19 protein-coding genes and 2 pseudogenes are annotated in these 22710 nt (G+C 73.2%); 13 read left to right on the top strand and 8 right to left on the bottom strand.

Features of this window, described 5'->3' with window-relative positions; genetic code table 11:
• Positions 1-39: 39 nt before the first annotated feature.
• Positions 40-1509 carry a GntP family permease gene (locus IPK37_06495; protein ID QQS02018.1) on the top strand — a complete coding sequence of 490 codons (1470 nt, stop codon included), beginning with the start codon at positions 40-42 and terminating at the stop codon, positions 1507-1509.
• Here the strand turns inward: IPK37_06495 and IPK37_06490 are convergent.
• The 3 genes from IPK37_06490 to IPK37_06480 all read right to left on the bottom strand — a co-directional run bounded on the left by IPK37_06490 (position 1506) and on the right by IPK37_06480 (position 3758).
• A complete protein-coding gene (locus IPK37_06490; protein QQS02017.1) occupies positions 1506-2147 on the bottom strand; it encodes an N-acetyltransferase in 642 nt (213 codons plus the stop codon). The genes IPK37_06495 and IPK37_06490 overlap by 4 nt on opposite strands.
• A 5-nt stretch (positions 2148-2152) precedes the next feature.
• Positions 2153-2593, bottom strand: a complete 441-nt coding sequence (locus IPK37_06485) for a PaaI family thioesterase (GenBank protein QQS02016.1) — start codon at positions 2591-2593, stop codon at positions 2153-2155.
• Between the two features lie 112 nt (positions 2594-2705).
• Positions 2706-3758, bottom strand: coding sequence for a S41 family peptidase (locus IPK37_06480; GenBank protein ID QQS02015.1), 1053 nt, complete (start codon positions 3756-3758; stop codon positions 2706-2708).
• 276 nt (positions 3759-4034) lie between these two features.
• Here IPK37_06480 and IPK37_06475 point away from each other — a divergent pair.
• Both IPK37_06475 and IPK37_06470 read left to right on the top strand, forming a co-directional pair.
• Positions 4035-5789 (top strand): annotated as a pseudogene (locus IPK37_06475) (thiamine pyrophosphate-binding protein).
• 118 nt (positions 5790-5907) lie between these two features.
• Entirely contained in the window at positions 5908-6693 is a 786-nt protein-coding gene (locus IPK37_06470) for a tryptophan-rich sensory protein (GenBank protein QQS02014.1), read from the top strand.
• Between the two features lie 370 nt (positions 6694-7063).
• On the opposite strand, the gene IPK37_06465 is transcribed toward IPK37_06470, so the two are convergent.
• A complete protein-coding gene (locus IPK37_06465; GenBank protein QQS02013.1) occupies positions 7064-7468 on the bottom strand; it encodes a helix-turn-helix transcriptional regulator in 405 nt (134 codons plus the stop codon).
• Positions 7469-7572: 104 nt separating this feature from the next.
• On the opposite strand from IPK37_06465, the gene IPK37_06460 reads away from it, so the two are divergent.
• The 10 genes and pseudogenes from IPK37_06460 to IPK37_06415 all read left to right on the top strand — a co-directional run bounded on the left by IPK37_06460 (position 7573) and on the right by IPK37_06415 (position 17874).
• Positions 7573-8661: a permease gene (locus IPK37_06460; protein QQS02012.1), complete on the top strand. Its 1089-nt coding sequence runs from the start codon at positions 7573-7575 to the stop codon at positions 8659-8661.
• A 72-nt stretch (positions 8662-8733) separates the two neighbouring features.
• Entirely contained in the window at positions 8734-8967 is a 234-nt protein-coding gene (locus tag IPK37_06455; protein ID QQS02011.1) for a TM0996/MTH895 family glutaredoxin-like protein, read from the top strand.
• Positions 8968-9006: 39 nt separating this feature from the next.
• Entirely contained in the window at positions 9007-10101 is a 1095-nt protein-coding gene (arsB, locus tag IPK37_06450; GenBank protein ID QQS02010.1) for an ACR3 family arsenite efflux transporter, read from the top strand.
• A 124-nt stretch (positions 10102-10225) separates the two neighbouring features.
• A complete protein-coding gene (locus IPK37_06445) occupies positions 10226-11248 on the top strand; it encodes a hypothetical protein (GenBank protein QQS02009.1) in 1023 nt (340 codons plus the stop codon).
• An 89-nt stretch (positions 11249-11337) separates the two neighbouring features.
• The gene (locus IPK37_06440; protein ID QQS02713.1) at positions 11338-11751 is read left to right on the top strand and encodes an arsenate reductase ArsC; all 414 of its coding nucleotides are present in this window, start codon (positions 11338-11340) and stop codon (positions 11749-11751) included.
• Positions 11752-12126: 375 nt separating this feature from the next.
• On the top strand, positions 12127-13143 hold the full coding sequence (locus tag IPK37_06435; protein ID QQS02008.1) for a hypothetical protein: 1017 nt from the start codon (positions 12127-12129) through the stop codon (positions 13141-13143).
• A gap of 472 nt (positions 13144-13615) precedes the next feature.
• Positions 13616-14288, top strand: a pseudogene (locus IPK37_06430) (hypothetical protein).
• Positions 14272-15702, top strand: coding sequence for a protein phosphatase 2C domain-containing protein (locus IPK37_06425; protein ID QQS02007.1), 1431 nt, complete (start codon positions 14272-14274; stop codon positions 15700-15702). Before IPK37_06430 ends, IPK37_06425 begins: the two are co-directional and overlap by 17 nt.
• Before the next feature lie 85 nt (positions 15703-15787).
• Positions 15788-16876 (top strand): hypothetical protein, encoded by a 1089-nt coding sequence (locus IPK37_06420; GenBank protein ID QQS02006.1) that lies wholly within the window; start codon positions 15788-15790, stop codon positions 16874-16876.
• Between the two features lie 299 nt (positions 16877-17175).
• Positions 17176-17874 carry a hypothetical protein gene (locus tag IPK37_06415; protein ID QQS02005.1) on the top strand — a complete coding sequence of 233 codons (699 nt, stop codon included), beginning with the start codon at positions 17176-17178 and terminating at the stop codon, positions 17872-17874.
• Positions 17875-18091: 217 nt separating this feature from the next.
• Here IPK37_06415 and IPK37_06410 read toward each other — a convergent pair whose 3' ends face one another.
• The 4 genes from IPK37_06410 to IPK37_06395 all read right to left on the bottom strand — a co-directional run bounded on the left by IPK37_06410 (position 18092) and on the right by IPK37_06395 (position 22608).
• Positions 18092-18871 carry an alpha/beta fold hydrolase gene (locus tag IPK37_06410; protein QQS02004.1) on the bottom strand — a complete coding sequence of 260 codons (780 nt, stop codon included), beginning with the start codon at positions 18869-18871 and terminating at the stop codon, positions 18092-18094.
• Positions 18872-19188: 317 nt separating this feature from the next.
• The gene (locus IPK37_06405) at positions 19189-19554 is read right to left on the bottom strand and encodes a VOC family protein (GenBank protein QQS02003.1); all 366 of its coding nucleotides are present in this window, start codon (positions 19552-19554) and stop codon (positions 19189-19191) included.
• A gap of 279 nt (positions 19555-19833) precedes the next feature.
• Positions 19834-21102 carry a saccharopine dehydrogenase NADP-binding domain-containing protein gene (locus IPK37_06400; protein ID QQS02002.1) on the bottom strand — a complete coding sequence of 423 codons (1269 nt, stop codon included), beginning with the start codon at positions 21100-21102 and terminating at the stop codon, positions 19834-19836.
• Positions 21103-21183: 81 nt separating this feature from the next.
• Positions 21184-22608, bottom strand: a complete 1425-nt coding sequence (locus IPK37_06395; protein QQS02001.1) for a DUF839 domain-containing protein — start codon at positions 22606-22608, stop codon at positions 21184-21186.
• Between the last annotated feature and the right edge of the window lie 102 nt (positions 22609-22710).

Here is a 22710-nt window from a genome sequence, read left to right as displayed (position 1 = left end):
GTCAGCACCCCGATCGGGTTCCGGCACTAAGGAGATCGCATGGTCGCGATGCACACCGCCATAGCCATCGCGGTGGTGGTCCTGTTGATCATCAAGGCCAAGGTGGACCCGATCATCTCCCTCATCGTCGGCTGCCTCTATCTGGGGCTGGCTGCCGGCGTGGGCTTCGCCGGGACCGTCAAGGCCATCACCGAGGGGTTCGGCAGCATCATGGCCAGCGTCGGCCTGCTGATCGGCTTCGGAGTGTTGATCGGGTCGCTGCTGCACACGACCGGCACCTTCCGCAGGATCGTCCAGGTGCTGCTGCGGGTCTTCGGGCCGCGCCGCATCCCCTATGCGCTCGCGATGTCCCTGGCGACGATCTTCCCCTCGATCTACGTCGACGTGCAGGTCGTCCTCGCCGCCCCGGTGGCGCGCCAGGCCGCTCCGCACATCGGCCCCAAGGGGCTGGGTCTCATGGCGGGCGCGCTCGGCACGGGCATCTTCTGCGGCTACGTGTTCGTGGTGCCGGGGCTGTCTGCGATCTCCATCGCCGGACTGCTCAAGATCCCGCTGGGGACCTACCTGCTCTACGGCATCGTCATCGGCCCCCTCACCGCCCTGCTGACCACGCTGATCTTCCGCTCCATGCTGCGGTTCGGCTGGTGGAACCCAGCCACCGACGAGGAGCAGGACGAGGCCCTGCGGGACATGGAGGCGAACGAGGGCGCACCGGTCGCGGCGGCCCACGTGGCCGAAGGGCACCAGGCCGGGCCGGCCGAGGCGCACCATGTCGCGACCGCGGACGGGCGCCCGGTCGCGCCGGACCGGGCCGCCGAGGTCGAGGTCGCCGACGTAGAGGACGCCCCGCACGGGCCGCCGCTGGCCGTCTCGATGCTGCCGATCATCGTGCCGCTGCTCATGATCGCCTTCGGCGCGTTCGCGGAACTGGCGGGCTTCACCAACGACGTCATCGACTTCGTCGGCAACGCGAACATCGCACTGTTCACCGGCCTGGTGGGGGCCTACCTCCTCGCCCGCCGCAGCGTCGGCAAGGACCGCACGGACGAGGCCTTCTCCGACGGCCTGCACACCTCCGGGGAGATCCTCCTCGTCACGGGCATCGGCGGCTCGCTCGGCGCCGTGATCAAGGCGACCGGCCTGGCGAAGATCCTCGGCGGCCTGTTCAGCGCGGACGCCGGCGCCCCCATCGTCCTGAGCATTCTGCTGGCCTGGTTCATCGCCGCGGTGCTGCACCTGGCGATCGGCTCGGTGTCGGTGGCGGCGATCACGGGGGCCGGGATCATCGCCCCGATCCTGTCCTCCATCGACGTCGCGCCGGTGGCGATCGGGCTGGCCATCGCGTCGGGTGCCCTGTTCGCGCTGCACGTCAACAGCAACTTCTTCTGGATGTTCAAGTCGCTGCTGGGCCTGACCACGCAGGGCAGCCTGAAGACCATGACGACCGTGACGACCATCGCCTCGTTGGTGTCGCTGCCGCTGGTGATGCTCGTCGCGGTGGTCGCCTAGGACGGCGCGCCGAATCGGGTCTCCAGCTCCGCCAGCAACGGGTCCCGCAGCCCCACGGTGTCGGTCGCCCAGAACGCCTCCGCGTAGACGAGCCGGCCGCGCAGCCACGCCGGCCACTCGCCGGTGACGACGAGCTGGCAGGCCGCCGCCGGGATCCGCTCGGACGGCGGGGTCACGTGGTGCCGCGCCGCCGGCTCGAAGCCCAGTCGGCCGTAGTAGCCGGGGTCGCCTTCCAGGAAGACGCCCGCTACGGCGTGCGCCCGCGCCCACTCCAGGGCCGCGCCGACCAGCGCCGCGCCGATGCCGTGCCCCTGGTGGGCCGGGTCAACGCCGAGGGGGGACAGCACGAGCACCTCGACGAGGGCGCGTCGAGCGTCGACCCAGCCCCGGCTGAGCTGCACGTGGCCGATGACGGGCTCCAGGTCGGGCTCGGTGGTCTCGACGAGCGCGGCGACGGCCACGAAAGACGCTCGGGTGGCCGGCGCGAGGGACCGCAAGAGGTCGACGATCTGCGGGCCCTCCTCGGGGAACGCGGCCAGGTGCAGCCGCTCAATCGCTGCCCCGTCGACCGGAGTTGCGGCCCGGATGCGCCATGCCGCCGGGCTCGACTCGCCGTCGGTGGTCGTCGCCAGGTTCATGGGTCTCAGGCCGTCTCGACGCGCATCATCGTGGCGACCATGGTCGCGCAGTGCGTCTCGCTGCCGCCGCGCACGGCGTACGCGTCCCCCTGGCACACCGTGATCGTCCGGCCGCCGCGCACCACCCGGCCCCGCGCAATCAGGCGCTCGCCCGCGGCCGGGGCGAACAGGTTGATCTTGAACTCGACCGTCAGCACCTCCGACCCGGCCGCCATCAGGGTCAGCGCCGAATAGCCGCAGCTGGAGTCCACGATGGATGTCGTCACCCCGCCGTGGAAGAAGCCCTGCTGCTGGCTCAGCCGGTCGTCGAAGGGCACCGCGATCGTGACGTGGCCGGGCTCGACCACGGTCAGCTCGGCGCCGAGCGTGGCCATCAGACCCTGCCGGGCGAAGGAATCGCGGACGACGGCGGCGAACTCGGGGTTGCGGGCGGTCAACTGGCTCATGGCGTCGTCCTTCGTCGCAGGGCTCGGCGCTTTGGGGGAGCGCGCGGTTGGCTCGCGGTGGCTGGGTCGGCGGGGGGCGTCGAGCGAACCCCGTACGGCGAGAGGGTAGTCCTCAGCGGCCGCACTGCTGGCGCAGCCAGGCGGTCGCCGCCTGCTCGGCGGAATCGACGGGGGTCGCCTGGTCGGGGGCGACGCGCTCGCCGTACGTCGTGCCGGTCCGGTCGATGTCGACGGCCGAGGTCAAGAGCATCTGGGTGCCGTCGTACAGGCGGATGGTCTGGTTCGCCGAGGAGTAGCCTGCGGTGGGGGCGCCGAACGACCGAGCGCCCGGTGCGCCCTTGAAGGCGAGGACGACGACCTCGCCCGAGCTGCCGGTGTCGGGGCCCTGCAGGACCGCGACCGGGCGCCCGGACTTGGCGTGGGCGCTGACCGAGGCGGCCTCGTTGTCGCCCAGCCGCACGCTTCCGCCCGCGACGGCGAGGGTCGTCGTACGGCCGTCGCGGTCGACGAACCCCCCGATCTTTCCGTCGGCGAGCAGCGGGGTCAGGCCGGCCAGCATGGGGCGCATGTCGCCGCCGTGGTTCTGCCGGGCGTCGACGATCCATCCGCAGCTCGCCTGCGCCTGGCGGGCGTCGATGCCGTCGGCCATCGTCGTGGCGTAGCTCTTCGTGAACGTCGGGTCGTCCGCGCTCACCTTCGGCACGGTGACGGTGGCGATGCCGTCCGCCTGGGTGAACGCGGGCATGGGGCGCTCCGTGTCGACACTGGAGAGCTGCTGCCCGGCGGGGAAGATCGTCGAGTGCTTGCCGCCGGCGACCGCGAGCGCCTCCCGCAGCGGCGGCAGGGTCTGCTCGTAGCTGTCCGCCCCCCGCGTGTCCGCGACGGCCTTGGCCCGGGCGCGGTCCCACTCGGGCCCACGCGCGAAGTACCCCGAATCCATCGTGTTGAGCGCGTCATCGGCGTAGGCCTGCGGCGACGGGGGCACCAGGTACAGGCCGTAGCGCGGCCCGAGCTGCCACACGGCGAGCAGGACCACGGCGATCAGGGCTGCGAGCGTGGCGCCCACCCAGCGCAGCCAGCGGCGGGGGCGGCGCCGTGGCTCGTGGGCGCTGTCCCCGGGCCGGCTGGCGTCGTTGGCGGCGGCGGGCTGTCCGAGCTGGTCCATGACCTCACTGTCGCCGGAGCGCACCCGCCGTGCCATCGGGCGAGGGGCGGAGGTTGGGCTCCCCCCAAGGTCGTACGGCGGCTGGGCGGCGCGACGCCGCCGAGGGGACCCGGGTGTGCCGCACGGCCGTACGGCGGCTCGGCGGCGGCGACCGCGCCGAGGGGAGGCGCCTCTCGTCGCGGCGGGAGAACTCGCGTACGGACGGGAGTTCACCCACCCTGAGGAGAGGCGACTCACCTGAGGCGTGGCCAGCCACTCGCAGCGCCCCGCGACCCGATGAGCCCACCCCGAGCGAAAGGCGGCGTCGTGACCGACAAGCACACCACCACCGAGGCCAGCGAACTGCCCACCGCGAAGCTGACCACGGACGGCCCCACCGGCGGCGACATCCTCGCCGAGGTGATGCGCGCCGCAGGGGTGTCGGTGGCGTTCGGGGTCATCAGCATCCATAACATCCCGCTGGTCGAGGCCGTGGATCGGGAGCTGCGGTTCGTGCCGGTGCGGCACGAGGCGGCGGCGGTCAACGCCGCGGACGGCTACGCCCGGGCCACCGGCGGCATCGGGGTAGCGCTGACCTAGACCGGGACCGGCGCCGGGAACGCCGCGGGCGCGATGCTGGAGGCGCTCACCGCGCAGAGCCGGGTGCTGCACGTGACGGGCAACATCGACTCGACGTACCTCGGCGAGGACCGCGGCGTCTACCACGAGGTGCCGCGGCAGCTGGAGATGCTCGCGGCGGTCTCGGGGGCGGCGCTGCGGGTGGAGCGGGCCTCGCACGCGCGGCGGGTGCTGACGGAGGCCGTACGGCGGCTGGGGGCAGCGCCCTGCAGGCCGGTGAGCATCGACTGGCCGATCGACCTGCAGTACACCGCGGACCCGGCCGACCAGGTCAAGGTCACCGGGAGCGAGCCCAAGCCGGCCACGGCCACCAAGCGGGATCTCGCCGCCGCGGCCCGGCTGATGAGCGAGGCACGGCGGCCGCTGATCTGGGCCGGCGGGGGTGCGCGGTGGGTCGGACCGGCGCTGACCGAGCTGGCCGAGCAGTGGGGCGCGGGAGTGCTCACCGGCGCGAACGGCCGCGGGTCGGTGCCCGAGGACCACCCGCTGCTGATCGGCAACTTCGCCGTCGAGGAGCAGCTGGCCGACCGCATCGCCGACGCTGACTGCCTGCTCACCGTGGGCAGCCACCTGCGGGCCCACGAGACCAAGAACTTCGAGCTGCCCCTGCCGCGCCGGCACATCCAGATCGACGTGGACCCCGAGGCGATCGGCCGCAACTTCCCGGTGGCGGCGGGGCTGATCGCGGACGCCGCGACGGCGGTGCCGGCGCTGCAGGAGGCGCTGGCCGCGCGCGCCGGAGGGTCCGGTGGTGGCCGCGGTGCCGACGCGGTCGGCGCCGAGGAGGGCTGGGCCGAGCGGGTGGCCGCGGCGGCGCGGGCGGCGCGCGAGAGCCATCGCGCGGATCTCGGCGCCTACGCCCAGATCTGCGACGCCATGCGGGTCCGGCTGCCGCGGGAGTCGCCGCTGGTCCGCGACGTCACCATCCCGGGCAGCTCGTGGGGCAACCGGCTTCTCGAGGTCTACGACCCGACCACGAACCTCTTCGCGGCCGGCGGCGGCATCGGCCAGGGCCTGGCCATGGCGATCGGCGCGGGCGTCGCCCGCCCCGACGTACCGGTCCTCGCGATCGTCGGCGACGGCGGCCTCGCCGTCCACCTCGGGGAGCTGGCCACGCTTGCCGCGGAGGCGCCGCACGTGATCGTTGCGCTGTTCAACGACGGCGGGTACGGCGTGCTGGGCAACATGCAGCAGGCCCACGGCGCCCCGCGCCGTGGGGTGGACCTGACGACCCCCGACTACGCGGTGTTGGCCCGTTCGCTGCAGTTGCCGCATCAGCGGGTCCGCGACGCCGGCTCCTTCGACAAGGCGCTCGCCGCCGCGATTGACCGCCAGGGACCGTCGATCATCGAGATCGACGTCCCGGCGTTGCGGCCGGCACCCGCGCCGTTCGTGCCTCCGGTCAACGTCCCTGAGTCACGGTTGCCGGCCGGTCGTCGAGGCGCCGGTGGCTGTTCGCCCAGGCCTCGCCGGCTCAGCGCGCTCGGATTCGGGGTCGCTCCGCTGGAGGCCGCTACGGCAGGCTGTGCCCATGACGAACTCCGCTGTGGATCAACGACTCCGGGTGCGCCAGCTGGCGGTGACGGTCGCCGCCGTCTTCTGTGTCTTCGGGACGCTGGTCGGGACCGGCGTCATCGGCACGCGGGTGGCGGAGTCCTCCGGCGGTGACCTGGCTGCGGACGCGACGCTCATCGCGCCAGCGGGCCCGGCGTTCTCGATCTGGAGCGTCATCTACCTCGGCCTGGGGGCCTACACCCTGTGGCAGTGGCGCACCGCCAACGCGGCAACCGAGCGCCACCGCCGGACCGCCTGGCTGGCCGCGCTGTCCATGGTGCTCAACGCGACGTGGCTGCTGGTCACCCAGGTCGGCTGGCTCGCGGTCAGCGTGGTCGTCATCATTGCCCTGCTCGTGACCTGCGCCATGATCGTCGATCGGTTGACGCAGGAGCCGCCCCGGGGACGTCTGGAGCTCGCCGTGGTCGACGGGACGTTCGGGCTCTACCTCGGCTGGGTCTGCGTCGCGGTGTGCGCGAACATCGCGGCCACCCTGGTGGCGTGGGGGGTGCCGGCGACGGGTGTCGTGCCCACCGTGCTCACGGTGGTCGTGCTGGCCGCGGTGGTCGTCGTCGCGGCCCGACTCGGCCGCGTCTTCGGTGGCAACTGGTTCGTCGCCGCCGGGATCGCGTGGGGGTTGGCCTGGGTGGCCGTGGCCCGGCTGACGGATCGGCCCCAGTCGATGGTGCTCGGGTTCGCCGCCATCGCCGCCGCGGTCGCCGTCCTGCTGGTGACGCGGCAGGCCCGAGAGCGGCGGCGATGACTTCGGCCCGACGACCACCTGCCAGGGGTGGCGGCTCGCGAGCGCGACCGCGTCGGGAGCTCACCCGCCGTGAGGAGAGGCGCCTCACCTGAGCGCGGGTGGACTCACGAACGTACGGGAGTTCCCCCGCCGTGAGGAGAGGCGCCTCACCTGAGCGCGGGTGGACTCACGAACGTACGGGAGCTCACCCGCCGTGAGGTGAGGCGCCTCACCTGAGCGCGGGTGGACTCACGAACGTACGGGAGTTCCCCCGCCGTGAGGTGAGGCGCCTCACCTGAGGGCGGGTAGCCCGCCACCCGCAGCGCCCCGCCACCCGAGCAGGAACTGAGGGCGCCCTCGCCGCTGCGGCCGGCGTGGCCGGCCGGTGCGCTCAGCTCGCGTCGAGGAGCCGCGCGAGGGCGGCGAGCTGGCGCCGTACGCCATCCGTGGCGACCGAATAGTGCGCCCACCGACCCCGACGCTCGCGGGTGAGCAGCCCGGCGTCGACGAGCCGGGCCAGGTGGTGGCTCATCGTGGGCTGGCCGATGCCGAGCGCGTCGGGGAGGGTGCAGGCGCACGCCGTACCGCCCGGCGCCCCGGCGATGTAGTGCATCAGCCGCAGCCGGACCGGGTCCGCGAGGGCCTTGAGCACCGCGGCCTGGGCCTGGGCATCTGCCTCCGGGAGCAGGGCGACGGCCGCGCCCGTGGCGCACTCCGCGAGCACCTCGACGCCCGGGCGGCGCGATGACGCGGCCCGGGCCGAATCGGTCGCGGTGACGGCGGGGGCGCTGGGCATGGACCCCAGCGTACGTCACATTGACGCGCATCGATATGCCGGGCTAGTGTTCATATCGACAGAGATCGATATGTGGGTGCCGTCGACGCGGGAGGAGGCAGCTGGTGGCGCACGGAACCAGGTCTCGGCCTGCGGCCGGTCCCGCCGCGGGTGGCCCGAGGCCGGGCGCGGGCGCGACCCCGGGGCGACTGCTCGCGGCGCTGGCCGGCGCGGGCGTGCTGTGGGCCGCCGCATACGCCCTCAACGAGCGACTCTGGACCGCCCTGTTCGTGGACCTACTCGGGCTCGACCTCGCCGATCGAGTCCCGGGCGCGGCGCACTTCTTCCTTTATGACAGCGCCAAGGTGCTTCTCCTTCTCGTCGGGATGGTCTTCCTCATCGGGATGCTGCGCACCACGATCCGGCCGGAGTCGGTCCGCACCTACCTGCACGGCAAGCCGCTGCCCGTGGCGCTGGTGGCCGCCGCGCTGTTCGGGGCGATCACGCCGTTCTGCTCGTGCAGCTCGATACCGCTGTTCATCGGGTTCGTGGCCGCGGGCGTGCCGCTGTCGGTGACTCTGACGTTCCTCATCGCGTCCCCGCTGGTCAACGAGGTGGCCGTGATTCTGCTGGGGCAGACCTTCGGGTGGGGGCTAACGACGGCGTACGTCGTGAGCGGCCTGACCCTCGCCGTCGCGCTCGGCGCGATCTTCTCCCGGCTGGACCTGGAGGATCAGGTGGCCGACTTCGTCCGGGACACCCCGACCGCGCGGCTGCACGCGGGCGGCCACCGGCCCAGCCTGCACGAACGGGTCACCGCCGCGCGCGAGGAGACCGCCCAGATCGTCGGCCGGGTCTGGAAGTGGGTCCTCATCGGCGTGGCCGTCGGCGCATTCATCCACGGCTGGGTGCCGGCCGAGTTCCTCGCCGACTACGCCGGAGCGGACAACCCGCTGGCCGTGCCGATCGTGACCGCGCTCGGCGTACCGCTGTATGCCAACGCCGCCGGCGTCGTCCCCATCGCCCAAGCGTTGGCCGCCAAGGGCATGGCCACCGGCACCGTGCTCAGCTTCATGATGGCCACCGTGGCCCTGTCACTGCCCGAATTTGTGTTGCTCAAGCAGGTCCTCAAGCCGCGCCTGCTCGCCCTGTTCTTCGGCTCGATCGCCCTGGGGATCATGGCGATCGGGTTCGGCTTCAACGCCTTCGCCTGATTGGACCCCTGACCCCGAGGTCGGAGCGCGGACGGTACGTCGTGCGCCGGCAGCACCCGAAAGGACACCGCCATGCACATCAAGATCCTCGGCCCCGGCTGCAAGAACTGCACCACCCTGGAGGCCGAGGCCCGCGCCGCCGTCGAGCACCTCGGGCTCCACGCGACCATCGAGAAGGTCACCGCATATCCCGACATCGCGGCGTACGGGATCATGTCGACCCCCGGCCTGGTCGTCGACGAGCAGGTTCTGGTATCCGGGCGGGTCCCCAAGCGGGCCGAGATCGAAGAGCTGCTGACCCGCTGATTCCCCGGTCCCTCACGCCCCGCCACCGGAAGGCACCGCATGCCCACCGACACTGCCGCGACGCGCGCCCACGATTCGGTCGCAGCGCGCCTGTCCACCCTCGACCGGTACCTGCCCGTCTGGATCGGCGTGGCCATGCTCGCCGGGCTCCTGCTCGGCCGGCTCATCCCCGGCCTCGGGGCGGCGCTGTCCGCGGTCGAGATCGACGGCGTCTCGCTGCCGATCGCGCTCGGGCTGCTGCTGATGATGTATCCGGTGCTGGCCAAGGTCCGCTACGACCGCCTCGACACCGTCACCGCCGACCGCCCCATGCTGGTGGCCAGCCTGGTGTTGAACTGGCTGATCGGGCCGGCGCTGATGTTCGCGCTGGCCTGGCTGTTCCTGCCGGACCTACCCGAATACCGCACCGGCCTCATCATCGTCGGCCTGGCCCGGTGCATCGCCATGGTCATCATCTGGAACGACCTGGCCTGCGGCGACCGCGAGGCCGCGGCCGTGCTCGTCGCCTTGAACTCGATCTTCCAGGTCATCGCGTTTGCGGCGCTGGGCTGGTTCTACCTGACCGTGCTCCCGGGCTGGCTCGGGTTGAGCCAGGCAAGCCTCGACGTCTCGCCTTGGCAGATCGCCAAGTCGGTGCTGATCTTCCTGGGCATCCCGCTGCTGGCCGGCTACCTGTCGCGGACGCTGGGGGAACGGTCGCGGGGACGGGCGTGGTACGAGGACCGGTTCCTGCCGCGCATCGGCCCGTGGGCGCTGTATGGGCTGCTCTTCACCATCGTCGTGCTGTTCGCGCTCCAGGGCGAGAAGATCACCTCCCGGCCGCTCGACGTGGCCCGCATCGCCGTACCGCTGCTGGTCTACTTCGCGATCATGTGGGGCGCCGGCTACCTGTTCGGGCGGGCCGTCGGGCTGGGCTACGAGCGCACCACCACGCTGGCCTTCACCGCCGCTGGCAACAACTTCGAGCTCGCCATCGCGGTCGCCATCGCCACCTTCGGTGTCACCTCCGGGCAGGCCCTCGCCGGCGTCGTCGGTCCGCTGATCGAGGTGCCGGTGCTGGTCGGGCTGGTCTACGTCAGCCTCGCCTTGCGCCGCCGATTCCCCGCCGCCCCGCGGGAGGGCGAGCGCCGCTGACCCCGGCGCCCGCCGCCACCCTCGTCGTGGTCCTGGTCGCCACGTCGGGGGCCTCCCCGGCGTCGCCGCGCGCCGCCGAACCTCCCTGTCCTGCTCGTTGAACCCGCCCCCTTCGGAGGATCCCGTGAGCACGCCCAGCGTCCTGTTCGTCTGCGTCAAGAACGGCGGCAAGTCCCAGCTCGCCGCCGCGCTCATGCGCCAGATCGTGGGCTCGGCGGTCGAGGTGCACTCGGCCGGTACGGCGCCCGGCGGCAGCCTCAACGAGCAGGCGCGAGCCAGCGCCGAGGAGGTCGGCGCGACGATGGCCGGGGAGCACCCCAAGCCCCTCGACGCGGCCCTACTCGAGCGTGTCGACCGGGTGGTGGTGCTTGGCCGGGAGGCGATCATCGAGACGCCCGGCCGCGCCCCGATCGAGGTGTGGGACACCGACGAACCGTCCACGCGGGGGATCGAGGGTCCCGAACGGATGCGCCTCATCCGCACCGACATCACCGAGCGGGTCATCCCCCTGGCGATGGAGCTGACCGGGCAGCCACCGGAGCACGCCCTGCTCTATCGTCGGGTCGTCGCGGACCTGATCGACCGGTTCCGCGGGGTGTTCGACCAGGACGAGGTGCGGACGGCGGTCCGGGAGGCACACGCGGCTCTGGTGTGCCGGGCCCGGGTGACGTCGTTCCTACCGATGCTCGTCGAGCGGTTCGCGCGGGAGCTGTTGACGGCCCAGGCGCAGGCCGACGGGCGAACGGCCAAGCCGCTGCCGGAACTGCTGTTCGTGTGCGTGCACAACGCGGGGCGCTCCCAGATCGCAGCCGCCCTCGCGCGGCACCTCTCCGGCGGCCGGGTCAACGTGCGCTCGGCCGGCTCCGACCCGAGCGGCGAGATCAACCCCGTGGTGCTGCAGGTGTTGGCCGAACGCGGTGTGCCCGTGCCCGACGCCTACCCCAAGCCGCTAACCGACCGGGTCGTCCGCGCCGCCGACGTCATCGTGACCATGGGCTGCGGCGACGAGTGCCCGTTCGTGCCGGGCAAGCGCTACGAGGACTGGGCCGTCGCCGACCCCAACGGCGCCGACCTGAGCGCCGTGCGAGGCATCACCGACGACATCCAGGTCCGGATCACCGGCCTGCTGGCCGAGCTGCTGCACTGACCACGGGTTGCCGACCGGGCTCGTGCTGAACCGCTGCCCGCTGAGCCACTGAACAGTTTACCATATCACCGTTGACCAGGGAGAACACCATGTCGGAGAAGCCGAGTGTGCTATACGTCTGCGTCCACAACGCCGGCCGCTCCCAGATGGGCGCCGCCTACACCCATCACCTGTCCGGGGGCGCCGTCGAGGTGCGCTCCGCCGGGTCCGCACCGGCCGAGACGATCAACCCCGCGGTCCGCGAGGCCCTTCTGGAGGACGGCATCGACATCTCCGCCGAGACCCCGAAGATCCTCACCACCGAGGCGGTGCAGGCCTCCGACGTGGTCATCACGATGGGCTGCGGCGACACCTGCCCGGTGTTCCCCGGGAAGCGCTACGAGGACTGGAAACTGGCCGACCCCGCCGGGCAGGGCGTCGACGCCGTACGGCCCATCCGCGACGACATCAAGTCCCGAGTGGCCCAGCTGATCAGGGAGCTGGGGGTGGATCCGGTGCGCTGAGCACCGGTCCGCAGCCGGGGCGTAACGGCGCTGCGGCCCCACGTGGGGCGGCGGCCCCCGTGATCGCGCCGTTGCTGTCGTGCGGGCAGCAGCAACCGGGCGATGCCGGGGGCGGTCTCGCCGCCGAGACCAAGGTCGGTACGCGCCGGACGCCGTCCGGTCAAGGGCGGGTCCGGCCGGTACGGCGCGCCGGGTCGAGCCTCTTGGCCCGCCTCTGAGGCGCCCGGTCGAGGGCGGGTCCGGACGGTACGGCGAGCGGGCTCGGCAGAGCTGACCTAGGGTGTCGGACAAAGCGCTCCTAGCGGGCGAATCCAGGGTGGATGCGACAAGGGGGCCTGATCCGCGGTGAGAAAGTGCCCGGAGTGCGGCGCCTCGGTGGCCGAGGGCGTCACCTTCTGCAGTTCCTGCGGCGAGATGATGCCCGCCCCACCCTCGGCGCAACCGCCGCCAGCGCCCGCCCCGCCGCCGGCCGAGCCACCGGCCTCATCGCCCGCCCCGCCGCGGGCGCCCGGCCGGGCATCATGGCCGGGCGGGACCAGTGCCGGCTCCCCCGGAACGGCCGGGAGCGCTGGCCAGCCCACCCGCACCCCGCGGCCGGCCCCGAGCCCGCCTCCCGCTCAGCCACCCACCCCACCGCCGGCTTCGCGCGGCCAACGCCCGAGCCCCGGCGGGGGCGGCGGACCCGTCATCATCCAGATCCCCGGCCGGCGCCGGCCCGTGCCGTCGGCGGGCGGCGGCCCCGCTGGGGGCGGACCCGGCCCGTTCCCGGGCTGGCCCGGCGGCCCGGGCGGACAGGGACAGGGCGTGCCGCCCGGCTTCCCGTTCCCGCAGCGGCGGGGCCCGGCCCCGGCGCGTCGGGGCGGCTGCTGCGCCACGACGCTCCTGCGGCTCCTGTTCCTCGTGCTCCTGATTCCCGTGGCGCTGTTCGCGATCCCGTACCTGCTGTTCGCCATCAACGGCGGCGACAGCCCCGAGTCGGCGCCGGTCACCACGGCACCGGCCACCAGCAGTACGTCGAGCGCGTCGCGCACATCTACGTCGCCCGGGGCCGGCACCACCGGGACGGGCACCTCCTCGCGGGCGTCCGTGACGCTGGCCCCGACCACGGGCACCACGCCGGTCCGCCTCGACGCCACCCCCTGCCCGGCCGCGGCGGCGCCGTACCCCGGGGTCGCCGTCGGACCGGCCACGAGCTGCTCGTTCGCGGCCGACACGCGCCTGGCGTACGTGAACTCCGGCGCCGCGGGCAAGCCCATCACCCTGAGCGTGTTCAGCGTCGCCAAGGGCGCGAACGTCACCCTCAACTGCACCGGCCAGGCCCTGGTGACCTGCAGCTCGACCGACGGGGCGAAGGTCTACCTGGCCACCGGCCCGCTCCGCCTCGAGGGGTGAGGTCGAACCCCCTTGGCCCACAGCACGATCCGAAGGGCCCGCCCGCAGGACGGTTGAACCGCGCCGAGACGGGCAAGTTACGCGTAACGGTAAGCAGCCCCGAGTCGGGCTTGACGATGGAGGACGCATGACGCAGGTACCGCCCACCACCCCCATGCCCGGCGAGCCGCCCGTTCCGGGTGCGCCGCCCGTGCCTGGTGAGCCGACCGCGCCCGGCGTACTGGTCGATCCCGCAGCGGCGCCCGCCGCGCCGGTCGAACCGCCGGCGCCGCAGCCCCCCGCGCCGGTCGACCCGGGCGCGACGGGCCCGGTCCCGGGCCAGGCGACCTTCGGCACCCCGGTTTCCCCCGTGCCGCCGATGAGCCCGCCCCCCGCGGGGGGCCCGGCGCCCACCTCGGCCGGCATCGACACCCCGCAGGACGACAAGGCCAAGCTGCTGCCGTTCTACCTGGTGTGCGATGTGTCGTACTCGATGGTCGAGAGCGGCGCTGGAGGAGTGCAGCCGGATCCTGCCTACGCTGGTCCAGGCGCTGGAGAAGGACCCCATCATCTGCGACAAGGTCCGCTTCGGCGTCATCGACTTCAGCGACGACGCCCGCGTGCTGCTGCCCCTGTGCGACCTGCTCGAGCAGACCAGCCTGCCGCACCTGGAGGGCCGCAAGAACACCAGCTACAAGGCCGCTTTCGACCTGCTCAAGGGCGAGATCGAGCGGAACGTGACCCAGCTGAAGGCGGACGGTTTCCAGGTCCACCGGCCGGCCGTGTTCTTCCTGTCCGACGGCGCCCCGACGGACTCCGAGGCCGACTGGAAGGCGAGCTTCGAGGCGCTCACGACGTACGACAAGGCCAGCGGCCAGGGCAACCGCATGTACCCGAACATCATCCCGTTCGGCCTGCAGGGCTGCGATCCGCAGGTGCTCCAGCAGGTGATCCACCCGAAGAACCCGCCGGAGCGCGCGATGCGGCTGTTCCTCGCGGAGCAGGACCAGACCCCGGCCTCCGCGGTGACGAAGATGGCGAAGCTGCTCGTCGCCAGCGTCATCCAGTCCGGCAGCGGGCTGGCGCAGGGTGGCACCGGCATCGTGCTTCCCAAGGCCGAGGACGGCGTGAAGTCCTTCGGCGCGGACGATGACGTCTTCCTCTGATCGCGAGCAGGGACCCGTCGAGGGGTCGGCCGACGGCATGAGCCCGGCCGACCCCGCGGCGGCGCCCGGTTCGCAGGTGCCCGGTTCGGTGCCGGGTTCGCAGGGGCCGGCGCAGCCCCCCGAGGCGGCGGGCTCCCCTGTGCCGGAAGAGATGGCGGGCGACGGGACGAGCGCCGTGGGCGATCCGCGCGATCCGCGCGATGCCAGCGATCCGACAGATTCGGCCCCCGTCGACGGGAGTGCGGACCCCTTGGGGGCCGAGCCCGCGCAGATCGTGACCCGCCTCCGGCCCGATGGTGCCGCCACGGTCGAGCCGCGTACCGCAGCGACGGAGGGCCACATCGACCGCGCCCGGGAGCAGCCCGAGCCAACGCAGGTCCCCACGTCCGCTTCCGCGCCGAGTGACGGCGGCGGTGCGGCGCCGCGGACCGAGCCGGGCACGAAGGCCGACGGGCCGGCCCCGGCGACTCCTGCCGAGCCGCGTCCCGCCGATCACGCCGGCGCCTTCACGGCGTACCGCATCGGCGATCCCGGCCGAGCCTTCGAGCGCACCCGCCCGCTGCCGGCCGTCGATCGCGGCGTCGTCCACGACACCGTGATCGACGCGGCGGTCATTTCCGACGCGGGCGGCACGGAGCGGCTGATCCTGCGCGGCGCGTCGGGGCGCGGGCTGAGCCACCAGCAGTACGGCGACCCGCGCCAGGACGACATCGCGTACACGATCAGCCCGGACGGCGCGCACCTGGTGTGTGTCGTCGCCGACGGCGTCTCCTCGGGGGCGTGGTCGCACCTGGCCGCCCGCATCGCGGTCGAGGAGGGTTCCGCGCATGTCGCCAAGCTAATCGCGACGACGGACCCGGCCCAGCTCGACTGGCACGAGGTGCTCGCGCACCTGACCGAGCGGATCACCGACGCCGCGGCCACCCTGCCGCACGCCGCCGCGCTGCCGGTGGACTCGCCCGCCTCGGAGGTCGCCGCGCTGATGGCGACGACGATCATCGTGGGGGTCGTGGCCATCGCGCCGGGTGAGGACGGGACGCATCGCGTCACCGTCGTCCGCCTCGGCGACACCAGCGGCTGGCTGCTCGACGACGAGGACGGTTGGGTCGCGCTCGGCGACGTGAAGAACGAGGGCAACGTCATCGCCGAGTCCGCGACTGCCTGTCTGCCGCTCGTGCCCAAGGAGCCGCCGGCCGTCGTCGAGACCGCGCTGGGCGCGGGATCGGCGCTGCTGCTGCTCACCGACGGGGTGGGCGACCCGCTGGGGTCCGGCCACGGCGAGGTCGGCGCGGTGCTGGCCCAGCAGTGGGCGCGGCCGCCGCACCCGATCGAGTTCGCGGCGCAGGTCTGCTTCGGACGCAAGACGTACGACGACGACCGCGGCGCCATCGGGATCTGGCCGGTGGAGTCGTGAGCGGCGTGGCTCGTCGCGTCTCCCTGGGCGCCACCCGTGGCACCTCTCGTCGCGCCCCCCGTCGCGCCCCCCGACGAGGGAACGCATGAGCGCGGCCCCCGGCGAGCTGATCGACAAGGCCGCCCTCGGCGCGATGGAGTACATCGCCGAGGGCGGCCAGGGCCGCATCTACCGGTGCACTCAGCTGCGGTTGCCCGATTACGACGGCGCGCTCGCCTACAAGGAGTTCAAGTCGCAGCAGTTCTCCGCGTCGGGGCTGGAGGCGATCATCGGGGTGCGTAGCCGCCTCGACGAGGCCACCCGGCATCGACTCGATGCGCTGACGACGTGGCCCACGCGGTTGGTGCGCGACGGCGGTCCCGTCGTGGGGTTGCTGATGCCCCTCATCAAGGACGAGTTCGTGCACGTCGGCCGGTCGCTGACCGGGTCGCCGATGCGCAAGGAGCGCGAGATCCAGTACCTCTTCCTCGCCGCCGATCGGCTGGAGCGGCTGGGCTTCCCGCGGGTGAACCTCTACCAGCGGTTCGCGATCTGCCTGCGGCTCGCGCAGGCCTTCGAGATCCTCGGGGCGAACAACGTGGTGTATGGCGACTTCAGCGCCAAGAACGCCCTGTACAGCGTAGGTCCCGGGCGCCGCGACGCCGCGGCGATCCTGGTCGACTGCGACGCCGTACGGGTCACGGGCACCATGTCCGCCGTACCGCAGCTGAACTCGCCCGACTGGGAGCCGCCCGGCGACGAGCGCACCCGGCTGACCACGCAGACCGACCTGTACAAGTACGCCCTCTTCGTCCTGCGTTGCCTGAGCCCCGGCTCGCAGGCCTCCACCGCGCGCGATCCGCGCCGGGCCGACGACATCCTCGATGCCCACGGGCAGGGGATGCTGCGGGCCGCGCTGGGCAGCAACCCCGCGGCCCGGCCGTCGGCCACCGCGTGGGTGCAGTACTTCACCGCCCGCCTCGCCGCGAACGGACCCGGACCGGGGACGGCCGCGGGTACGTCGGGTGTCGGTGCCCCGGCTGCGCCGGCAAGCGGTACGCCGGGCGCTGGCGCCGCGCCGGCTGGTGCTGGGACGGCAAGCCCGGCCCCGGGAGCGGGCGCTGCGGCGGCCGGCGACTCCGGTGGCTGGCAGCGGTCCCCGACGGGGGAATGGGTGCGAGTCCGCCGCCCGTGAGTGCTGGGGCCGGTCGGCTGGACTGGGCCGATGCAGATCACCGCCGAGCTGGCCGCGCTCGTCCGCCCGCAGTGGGGCCTGGTGACGCGGGCCCAGGCGCGTGAGGCCGGAGTGACCGATGCGGCCGTGCGCTGGGCGCTGTGTCGCGACTGGCAGGTCGTGCTGCCCGGCGTCATGCACGTGGACCGCTCTCCGCTCCGGCTCTCGCAGCGGATGCTGGCCGCCCTGCTCTATGCCGGACCGAGCGGCGTGATCGGCTCGCCGGCACGACGGCCGCGTGGTGGTACGGCCTGCGGCACGTGCCCACCCCGCGGATCGTGCAGGTCGAGGTGGCGGCCCCGGCGAAGTCGCGACGGGTCCAATGGGCCGACTTCCGGCGGACGACGGTGCCCGACGGGCGGGTGCGATCGGCAGAGCCGTTGCGGTTCGTGTCGCCCGAGCGGGCCATCGTCGGGGCGGCGCGACAGGTCGGTTCGGAGGCGGCGACCGCACTGGTCATCGAGTCCGTGCAGCGACGCCTGTGTCGCCTGGAACGTCTGGCCCACGAGAATCAGGTCCTCGGCCGGCGCGGTTCGGCCGGAGTGACTCGTGCGATCCGCGAGGCCGCGACCGGCGTCTGGTCGGTTCCGGAGCTGCAGTTGGCGCGTCTGCTCGACCGGTCCGGCGAGCTGCCCCGCATGTGGTGCAACCCGGAGCTGGTCACCGCGACGGGTCATCCGCTGATTTCGCCGGACGGGTGGTTCGACGACGTCGGGCTGGCGGTCATGGTGCACTCGCGGCAGCACCACGACGGGCCGGGTTTCGAGGCCACCATCGAGAGCGACGGCGAGCTGGCCTCGTTCGGTGTGCCCGTGGTCGGCGTGACCCCACGCAGCATCGACCGGGACCCCGAGCTCGTGGTGCGCCGGATCGAGCGGGCCTACCGGGCGGCGCTCGTCGGCGGCAGCAGGCCAGACATCGTGGCGCGCCCCCGCAGCCCCTGGTCCCGGTCTGCCTGAGCGGGCGTCCCCAAGGTGGCGCTCATGGTCGCCCCGATGATCGCCCTCCTGGTGCTGTGAGAGAAGCACCAGGAGAGATCTCTTGGGGGCGATCTCGCGACGCGCCGTCCAGGCGCTGATTGCCGGAGCGGCCGCGCCCCCGAGACGTGTCGCGCTAGGGTCCTCGGGCCCCGGGACGTTTCGCGCCCGGGTTCTCGGGAGGCGAGCGAGGGACCGGTCAGCGGGCCAGGAACGCCTCGATCTCGCCGATCAGGGCGCCGGGCGCGATCAGCAGGTCGACGTGCCCGCCGCGGTACAGGTGCAGCTCGCTGCGCCGGGTCAACGCCGACAGCAGCCGGCCCTGGACCGGATGCACGATCGGGTCGTCCGTGCCGCTCAGCACGAGGGTCGGCTGGTGTAGCCACGGCAGGAACCAGGCGCTGGTCCAGCCCAGCCCGGCCAGGAACTGCAGCGCGGTCCCCACCGGCCGGTGGGACAGCATCTGCACCGAGGCGATGTGCGCGGCCGTGGCCGGTTGGGTGCGCGCGCGGCCGCCGTACATCTCGCCCGCGACCGCCCCCAGCACCGACCTGCCGCGGTAGGCGCGCGGGTTCGCCAGACGCCGTACCGCGGTCAGCGACGGTGGCGGGGGAGAGTACGCCGGGCCGGTCGAGACGAGCACCACCCGGCGGCAGCGCCGGGGGGCCTGCAGCGCGAACTGCTGCGCCAGCGCCCCGCCCCAGGAGAGGCCGAGCACGTCGACGCGGTCGTACCCCAGGTGGCGCAGGGTGCGGTTCATGGCCCAGGCGAGTTCGGGCAACCGGTACGGCGCCAGCGCGGCCGGGGACCGACCGATGCCCGGCGGGTCGATCCGGATCACCTCGACGGCCGGGTCCAGCCGGTCGATGAAGTGCGCCATGAGCTGGGCCGGTGCCCCGATGCCGCCGCAGACCAGCAGCGGGACGCGCGACGGGTCGCGACCGGGCGAGACGTGCACGAAGAGCCGGAGCCGGCCCACCCGATGCACCAGGGTCCGGACCCGCGTCGAGCGGCGACCTCGGGGGCGCGAGCTCGGGGGCGCGGAGCGAGCCGATCGAGTCAGGGTGCGCCCGGCAGCCCGCGCCCCCGCACGATGCCCGGCCCGGCCCTTGGCCGCCCGGTCCACCGCCCCGCGGCTCTTCGCTCCTCGGCCGTTCGTCGCCCGTGCCGCCGCCCCACCCCTCGCCCGTGCCGCCGCCATGATCACCCTCGGTTCGCCTGCCGCGCGGCCTGCCCGCCGCTCGCCCCGCCGGGACCCAGAGCGGCCCGGCAGCCCGAGGTTACGCCGCGAATCGCCTACGCGGTGTCGGTGGTTCCCTCGTAGAGCCCGATGACGTTCCCGTCGGGGTCGGTGAAGATCGCCCACCAGCTGGTGTCGCTGATCGGCTGCTTGCCCATCACGATCTCGCCGCCGGACTGCTCCACCTTCGCCAGGGTCTCCTCGATGGAGTCGACCTCGACGTACGAGCGGGGTTGCGTGAAGTCCGAGCTGCGGGGCGCCAGCCCGCCGCCGCTGATCTGGTTGGGCGCCTGCCACATGGGGTAGCCCTCGAAGCCGGGGGGCTCGGCGATCTCCCAGCCGAACAGGCCCGCGTAGAACTGCTGCGCCCGCGCCGTATCGCGGACCGGGATGTCGATGTGCGTGATGTCACCGTGCGCCATGCGTGTCTCCTCGGTGGGTTAGTCGCCGCTGTCGTCGATCTCGATGCCGTGCCGCTTGGCGGCGGCCATGATCCGGGCGCGGATGCGGTCGACCTCGGTGCCCTCGTACTTGGCCGCGTTGGCCTTCTTGTTGATGTAGCTCCAGGCGGCCCGGACGTGCTCGGCCGTGTCGATCGGGTACTTCTTGTTGACCGGGTCGCGAACTCCACGTCGCCGTACTTCTTCTCGCCCTCGGCCGGGTTGACGTCGTCGCGGCGGTGGATCGGCTTGGTCATCGCGTCAGGCCCGTCGCACGTCGAACGTGAAGCCCTGGGCACGGAGCCGGTCCACGAGCGGCATCCCCAGCGCCGTCGCGGGGGTGAGCACCCCGCCGCCGCCGGGCAGATCGTCGAAGGCCAGGCACAGGCCGGCCTCGCCGAGCATCACGGCGGTGCCGCTGTAGCCGGGGTCGCGGTCGGCGGCGACGCGTACGACATAGCGGGCGCCGGTCGTCGTGGTCGTCTCGATGTCCATCGCGAACCGGCCGGCCGCCTGGGCCTCCTCCGACGGGCCCTCGCCGGGCTTCGGCAGGATCCGTTCGAGCAGCGCCCGGGTCGGACCGAACGACATCCCCAGCATGCCCCCGGCGAGCGCCCCCGTGAGGAGGCCGGCCTTGGCCAGCCCCGCGGCGCCGTCCCCACAGTCGGTGACCTCGGCGTAGCGGAAGTCCCGCCCGTACCGGTACCCGCTCACCGCATTCGAGCGCCGCACGATCCGGGTGTTGTGGGAGGCCATAATGAACGGCGCCGACCAGCGGCCCGCGGGGGAGCGGAGCACCGGGACGGAGCCGGCGACTCGGTCCACGAGACCCGCGGCCCCGGTCCGCGCGGGTGCCCGGTTCCGGGACGGCGGTTCGGCCGATCGGTCGGGGGACAGGGCGTAGGAGTCGCCGACCATGCGGCGGGCGTCCGGCGATGCCGCCATCGCGGCCGCCTGGCCACGGATGCTCGCGATCGTGCCGCCGCTGAAGCCACCCCGCAGCGCGCGCACCCGCAGGGTGGTCTCGCCGAGCGTCCCCTCGCCGTCCGCGGCGAGCCGGTCCGCCAGCACCAGGACGCCGAGGTCGGACGGGATGGAGTCGAACCCGCAGCTCGGCACGAGCCGGGCGCGGGACGCCGCGGCGGGCGCCTGGCACTCGTCGATGACCTGGCGCACGAAGAGGACCTCGCCGGTCAGGTCGGCATAGTGCGTGCCGGCCGCGGCGCAGGCGCGGGCCAGGGGCAGGCCGTGCTCGGCGTACGGTCCCACGGTGGTCACCACGACCGCCGTACGCCGAGCAAGCGCGGCCAGCCCCGCCGCGTCGGACGCCTCCGCCATCAGCACGTCCCACGCGCTCGCCGCGCCGCCGAGCCGCGCGCGGGCGGCCTCGAGGCGCTCGCGGGACCGACCGGCTAGGGCGATGCGGGCGTCCGCCGGGCCGTGTTCCGCGAGGTAGCGGGCGGTCAACGAGCCGACGAAGCCCGTGGCGCCGAACAGGACGAGGTCGTAGTCGCGATCGTGCTGGCTCATCTGGGCATCCTACGGAGGCGGTCCGACCCCCGCCCGCGGGCGAGGGCCGGACCCGCGCTCCTCGTGAGGGGGCCTGGCGCCCTAGCGGTTCAGGAACTTCGCCAGCGGGCCGGTGATGGCATACGTGCAGTCGCTCTGCACCGAGCCGAACAGCACGTTGCCGGACTTGTTGAGGCACGGGCCGGCCCACTCGCCGCGCTCGGCGATGTCCTTGGCCAGCGGCACGCTGCCGGTCCGCGGCGCCCAGGCGATGAGGTGGTTCGGGTCCGAGCCGTCCTCGGCGATCACCAGGCTGCCCCAGGGCGAGACGGTGATGTTATCGGGGCTGTCGAAGTAGTCGCCGACCGCGTAGTAGATCTTCAGCGTCAGCGTCTGGTGCGCGAAGTCGTAGTACATGACCATGCCCTGGTCCTGGTCGATGCCGTACTTGGCCGCCTCGGTCGCCGAGACGTAGGACAGCGTGAACCACAGGCCCCTGCCGTCGCTCCAGCAGCCCTCGATCTTCGGGTGCACGGTGGCGCCGGGGAACTGCTTGCGCAGGTCGGTCTTGCTGGCCCGGCGGTCGGCACCGCCGTCGATCCACTTCACGGGGTACGGCGTGCCCAGGTCGGCGGCGGACAGCTCGCCGTAGTGCCCGAGCGCCTTGCCGTTCTTGACCAGCTGGGCCGCCTGCAGGACCCCGTCCGTGGGGCCGAAGGCCCGCGCGATGCCCGGGCCGAGCTTCCGCCCGGACGGGGCGGTCCACCGGTAGAACAGGCCGCCGCCGGTGTCCTCGGTGAGGTAGGCGCTGGTCCGGTCCGGCCCGATCGCCGCGCCCTCCCAGACGGCCCGACCCCAGGCGGTGATGGGCTCCGGAATCTGCTTGGCGACGTCCTCGGGGAAGACCTCGAAGACGTAGCCGTGGTCCTTCTTCAGGGTGTAGGTCTTGCCGTCCACCGAGCTCTTGACCTGCGCGCCGGCCTTGCTGGTGTCCTCCTCGCAGGAGAGCCAGGTGCCCCACGGCGTCTCGCCGCCGGCGCAGTTGCGGATGGTGCCGGACAGGCCGACCCACTGCTGCACGAACGTGCCGTCGGGCCGGGTGACGACCACCGTGTCGCCACCCATGCCGGTGGGTACGCCGTCGTCGTACACCGTGCCCTTGACCAGCGGCACCGGGGCCTGGGCGTCGGCGCGGCACTCGTGGTTACGGACCAGGATGATCTCGCCGGCGCGGTCGAAGCAGCCGGTGCCGTCGAGGTTGGACGGGGTCGTGCCGATGGCCTTGCCGCCGCGGTCTTCGAGGAGCGGCTCCTTGCCGATGGTGCCGACCCGGATCGCCTTGAAGCCGCGCGGCAGGGCCAGCTTCCCGTCGTCCGTGATCACCGCCAGGTCGAACGTGGCCGGGTCGGTGATGCCTGCGACGCCGCCGGGGGCCAGGGGGCCGGCGAAGGCGGCGGCCCGTCCGGTCGCGGCGATGAGGCCGACGGCGGCGGAGGCGCCAAGGAAGGTACGACGATCGAGGTCCATGTCCGGATGCTCCTGGGGGTGTGGGGGTGGCGCGGAGTCCGGGAGCATGCCACCACGCTGGTCGGACCTCTTGCCCGACGTGGAGGTGTCGGGCGGGAGAAC

The organism is Austwickia sp., from assembly GCA_016699675.1.
GTDB lineage: Bacteria > Actinomycetota > Actinomycetes > Actinomycetales > Dermatophilaceae > Austwickia.
The sequence above is the reverse complement of the archived record's forward strand: the minus strand, read 5'-3'. Positions and strand labels throughout refer to the sequence as shown.